The organism is Pseudomonas sp. NBRC 111127, from assembly GCF_001320345.1.
Lineage (GTDB): Bacteria > Pseudomonadota > Gammaproteobacteria > Pseudomonadales > Pseudomonadaceae > Aquipseudomonas > Aquipseudomonas juntendi.
Genome location: NZ_BCBD01000243.1, coordinates 1 through 4,669, shown reverse-complemented (window position 1 = coordinate 4,669; position 4,669 = coordinate 1). Strand labels below are relative to the sequence as shown.

6 protein-coding genes are annotated in these 4,669 nt (G+C 64.2%); all 6 read right to left on the bottom strand.

Annotated features, from left to right (window positions below):
* Window positions 1-64: 64 nt before the first annotated feature.
* Window positions 65-613, bottom strand: coding sequence for an adenine phosphoribosyltransferase (locus APH30_RS26070; protein ID WP_009683910.1), 549 nt, complete (start codon window positions 611-613; stop codon window positions 65-67).
* A 55-nt stretch (window positions 614-668) separates the two neighbouring features.
* Window positions 669-1,403: a Crp/Fnr family transcriptional regulator FnrA gene (fnrA, locus tag APH30_RS26065; RefSeq protein WP_054914144.1), complete on the bottom strand. Its 735-nt coding sequence runs from the start codon at window positions 1,401-1,403 to the stop codon at window positions 669-671.
* 186 nt (window positions 1,404-1,589) lie between these two features.
* A complete protein-coding gene (gene hemN / locus APH30_RS26060) occupies window positions 1,590-2,972 on the bottom strand; it encodes an oxygen-independent coproporphyrinogen III oxidase (RefSeq protein WP_054914143.1) in 1,383 nt (460 codons plus the stop codon).
* 173 nt (window positions 2,973-3,145) lie between these two features.
* Window positions 3,146-3,829, bottom strand: coding sequence for a sulfite exporter TauE/SafE family protein (locus APH30_RS26055; RefSeq protein ID WP_054914142.1), 684 nt, complete (start codon window positions 3,827-3,829; stop codon window positions 3,146-3,148).
* On the bottom strand, window positions 3,822-4,037 hold the full coding sequence (gene ccoS / locus APH30_RS26050) for a cbb3-type cytochrome oxidase assembly protein CcoS (RefSeq protein WP_054881973.1): 216 nt from the start codon (window positions 4,035-4,037) through the stop codon (window positions 3,822-3,824). The genes APH30_RS26055 and ccoS overlap by 8 nt, the downstream gene beginning before the upstream one ends.
* Window positions 4,016-4,669 (bottom strand): HAD-IC family P-type ATPase (locus APH30_RS26045; RefSeq protein WP_156326700.1); only part of this gene is annotated, 654 nt, incomplete at its 5' end. The genes APH30_RS26045 and ccoS, both read right to left, overlap by 22 nt.

The following is a 4,669-nucleotide window of genomic DNA, read 5'->3' as shown; positions in this document are numbered from 1 at the left end:
AAAAGCAGATCGGCTTTTGCTTGTAGCTTGCGACTTGCGACTTGCGCTGCTTGCGGCTTGCAACTCAATACTCGCTGAGGGAAAACTCGGTCAGGCAGAAGGTCGGCACTCCCGCCGCCTGCAGCCGGCGCGAACCGTCCAGTTCGGGTAGGTCGATGATCGCGGCGGCCTCGAACACTTGCGCACCGGTGCGGCGCACCAGGTTGGCCGCTGCCAGCAAGGTCCCGCCCGTGGCGATCAAGTCATCGAAAATCAACACCGAATCGCCTTCGCACAGGCTGTCGGCGTGCACCTCCAGGAAGGCCTCGCCGTACTCGGTCTGGTAACCCTCGCTCAGCACGTCGGCTGGCAGCTTGCCTTGCTTGCGGAACAGGATCAGTGGCTTGTTCAACTGGTGGGCGATGATCGAACCAATCAGGAAACCCCGCGCGTCCATGGCGCCAATGTGGCTGAACTCAGCCTCGACATAGCGCTCGATGAACTGGTCGGCCACATAGCGCAGCCCGCGCGGCGACTGGAACAGCGGGGTGATGTCACGGAAGATCACGCCGGGCTTGGGGAAGTCCACCACCGGGCGGATCAGGGCTTTGAGGTCGAAGGCGTCGCTGTGCATTGTTGCGGGTATCCTGGGAAAACGAATGCCCAAGTATACCCGCTAAATACCGGCCTCAGGCCTCCATTGCACCACCGGCCAGCGCACACAGCTGGATCGGGTCGAGGATGTGCACTTCCTTGCCTTCGGCGCGCAGCAGGCCGTTCTGCTGGAAGCGGGTGAACACCCGTGACACGGTTTCCACTGCCAGGCCCAGGTAGTTGCCGATTTCGTTGCGCGACATGCTCAGGCGGAACTGGTTGGCCGAATAGCCGCGGGCGCGGAAGCGCGCCGACAGGTTCACCAGGAACGTGGCAATGCGCTCGTCGGCGGTTTTTTTCGACAGCAGCAGCATCATTTGCTGGTCATCGCGGATTTCACGGCTCATTACCCGCATCAGCTGGCGGCGCAGCTGCGGGAGCTGGACCGACAGTTCGTCGAGGCGCTCGAAGGGGATTTCGCACACCGAGGTGGTTTCCTGAGCTTGCGCCGATACCGGGTAGGCTTCGGTGTCCATGCCCGACAGGCCGACCAGTTCGCTGGGCAGGTGGAAACCGGTGATCTGTTCTTCGCCGCTGTCGCTGAGGCTGAAGGTTTTCAGGGCGCCGGAACGTACCGCGTAGACCGAGCCAAAATTGTCACCCTGGCGGAACAGAAACTCGCCTTTTTTCAGCGGACGCCCGCGTTTGACGATTTCATCCAGTGCATCCATGTCTTCCAGGTTGAGTGAAAAAGGCAGGCACAGGGGGGCCAGGCTGCAATCCTTGCAATGGGCCTGGTTGTGAGGGCGCAGTTTGACTGGCTCGGACATTTGGATCGATCCTTGTGGGAAAGCACACATAAGTCGTAAGGGTAACCTACGACACAGGGTGTAGGCCAGTGTGCGCATCGATGCTGCGCGCTGGCAAAACCCCGGCAGATGCCCTGCCGGGAGTCCTCGTTCGCCCATAGTGTGCCCGGCAAGGTGGCGTGTCCATGCGGTTGAACGTCTCGCTTTTCAGATAACCCGGGAGAAGCGCTGGCGGTTCTGCATCGCCAGGTAGGCATCGAACACCATGCATACCGAACGCGCCAGCAGGCGCCCGGCCGGAAGAATGCGGATGCCCTTGTCGTCCAGGCTGATCAGGCCGTCGCGCTGCAGGGTCAGCAGTTCTGGCCAGAGGTGGTCGAAGTAACCGCGGAAATCGATGGTGAACGCTTGCTCGATGGGTTCGTAATCCAGCTGGAAATGGCAGATCAGTTGCTGGATGACCGCCCGGCGTATGCGGTCGTCATGGTTGCACAGCAGGCCGCGCTGGGTCGCCAGCTGGGCGTTGGTCAGGCTGTCCTGGTAGGTGTTGAGGTCACTGCTGTTCTGGCAGTACAAGTGGCCGATCTGGCTGATGGCCGACACGCCAAGGCCGATGAGGTCGCAGTGCCCGTGGGTGGTATAGCCCTGGAAATTGCGCTGCAGGGTGCCTTCTTCCTGGGCGATGGCCAGCTCGTCGTCGGGCAGGGCGAAATGGTCCATGCCGATATAGCGGTAGCCAGCGGCGGTCAACTGCTCGATGGTGGCGTGCAGCATCTCCAGCTTGGCGGCCGCGCTGGGCAGGTCGCTGCTGTCGATACGCCGTTGCGGCATGAAGCGTTCGGGCAGGTGGGCGTAGTTGAACACCGACAAGCGGTCGGGCTGCAGGCGGATCACCTCTTCGACGGTGCGGGCGAAGCCTTGCGGGGTTTGCTTGGGCAGGCCGTAGATCAGGTCGAGGTTGATCGAGCGGAATTGCAACGTGCGCGCCGCCTCGATCAGGGTGCGGGTCTGCTCCAGGCTTTGCAGGCGGTTGATCGCGCGCTGCACGGCGGGGTCGAGGTCTTGCACGCCGAGGCTGACGCGGTTGAAACCCAGTTCACGCAGCAGGCCCATGGTCGACCAGTCGGCTTCGCGCGGGTCGATCTCGATGCCGTAGTCGCCGGAGTCATCGTCCAGCAAGTGGAAGTGCTGGCGCAGGGTAGTCATCAGCTGGCGCAGTTCCACATGGCTGAGGAAGGTCGGGGTGCCGCCGCCGAAATGCAGCTGTTCCACCCGCTGTTTCGGTGCCAGGTGGCAGGCGATCAGCTGAATCTCCTGTTCCAGGCGCTGCAGGTATGGCGCGGCGCGGGCGCGGTCCTTGGTGATGACTTTGTTGCAGGCGCAGTAGTAGCAGATGTTGGCGCAGAACGGCACATGCACATACAGCGACAGCGGGCGTACCGCCCGGCGGCTTTCGCGCAGGGCGTGGAGCAGGTCGAAGGAACCCACCTCGCTGTGCAGTTGCACGGCGGTCGGGTAGGAGGTATAGCGTGGCCCGGCAAGATCGTAGCGGCGGATCAGGTCGGTATCCCAACGAATGTCGTCGAGCATGTGGGCGGTCCCCGGAAAGAGCAGCAGTGAACCGGAGTCTATGGGCGTCTGTAGGAATCTGTGTTGATTTGTATCAAGCGGCAAGCGGCAAGCAGCAAGTCGAAAGTCGAAAGTCGAAAGTCGAAAGCAGATCTGCTTGTAGCTTGTAGCTTGTAGCTTGTAGCTTGCAGCCCTCAATGCCCCATCAGCCAATGCTGGTGCGGCCCGGGCATGGTCCAGATACCAAACAGCATCACCAGCACCCCGCCAGCCACCCGCACACTGCGCCGTTTCAACAAAGTGTTTACCCGCTCTGCCGCCAACCCGGTCGCCAGCAGCACCGGCCAGGTGCCCACCCCGAACGCCAGCATCAACGCCGCGCTGTAGCCGGCATGGCCCTGGCTGGCTGCCCATAACAACGTGCTGTACACCAACCCGCATGGCAACCACCCCCACAAGGCCCCCAGCAGCAACGCACGGGGCAGGCTGGACACCGGCAGCAAGCGCGACGCCAGCGGGTGGATATGCCGCCACACGCCGCGGCCTAGCACCTCGATACGCGTCAGCCCGCTCCACCAGCCGGCCAGGTACAGGCCCATGGCAATCAACAGCAAGGCGGCCACGACCCGCAGGGCCAGGGCGGCCGGGCTGCTGGCCACGGCCCAGCCGGCCAGGCCCAGCAGCAACCCGGCGCAGGCATAGCTGAAGATGCGCCCCAGGTTGTACGCCAGCAGCAGGCGCAGGCGCCTGCCGCGTTGTTCAGGGGGGATGGCCAAGGTCAGCGCACCCATCAGGCCGCCGCACATGCCCAGGCAGTGGCCGCCACCGAGCAAGCCGAGCACCAGCGCCGAGCCCAGCAGGGGAAGCAGGTCAGGCACGGGGTGGCAAGTCCTTGTCGGCGTTGCCCGGCGTGTCGTCGGGTTTGACCGCTGCCTGGTGGCGAGGGTCCTGGTCGTCGAACAGAATGCTGTGCGCTGGGCCGTCGAGGTCGTCGTACTGGCCGCTGTCCACGGCCCAGAAGAAGATGTACACGGCCACGCCGACCAGCAGCAGGGCTGCGGGGATCATGACATAGAGGGCGGGCATGGCGTACTCCTGGCGGGTTGCGCGGCATCCATCGCGGGCAGCCCGGCGCTGACTGGCACACGGGTCAGGCGCAGGGCATTGAGCACCACGATCAGTGAGCTCACCGACATGCCGACAGCAGCCCACACTGGGGTGACCCAGCCGAGGGCGGCGAACGGCAACATCAGGCCATTATACAGGGTTGCCCACAGCAGGTTCTCGAGGATATTCCGGCGGGTGCGGCGCGCCAGTTCCAGCGCCTGCACCAGCGCGCTCAGGCGGTTGGACAGCAGCACCGCGTCGGCGCAGGTCTTGGCCAGGTCGGTGGCGCTGCCCATGGCGATGCTGATGTCGGCGGCGGCCAGCACCGGCACATCGTTGACCCCGTCGCCCAGCATCAGCACCTTGCGCCCTTCGGCCTGCAAGGCTTTGAGGCGCTCCAGTTTGTCGTCCGGGCGCAGGCCGCCAATGGCGTGGTCGATGCCCAGTTGCGCGGCGACTTCCGCGACCATCGGCGAACTGTCGCCAGACAGCAGCAGGGTGCGCCAGCCCCGCGCTTTGCAGGCAGCCAGCAGGGCCGGTGCATCATCGCGCAAGCGGTCGTCCAGGCCGAACCAGGCCAATGGCCCCTGGCGGTCGCCCAGCAGCAGCCA

Coding starts and splice junctions, on each gene's coding strand:
- ccoS (WP_054881973.1), bottom strand. CDS start 4,037: ATGCCCGCCCTCTATGTCATGATCCCCGCAGCCCTGCTGCTGGTCGGC.
- fnrA (WP_054914144.1), bottom strand. CDS start 1,403: ATGTCCGAGCCAGTCAAACTGCGCCCTCACAACCAGGCCCATTGCAAG.
- hemN (WP_054914143.1), bottom strand. CDS start 2,972: ATGCTCGACGACATTCGTTGGGATACCGACCTGATCCGCCGCTACGAT.
- APH30_RS26070 (WP_009683910.1), bottom strand. CDS start 613: ATGCACAGCGACGCCTTCGACCTCAAAGCCCTGATCCGCCCGGTGGTG.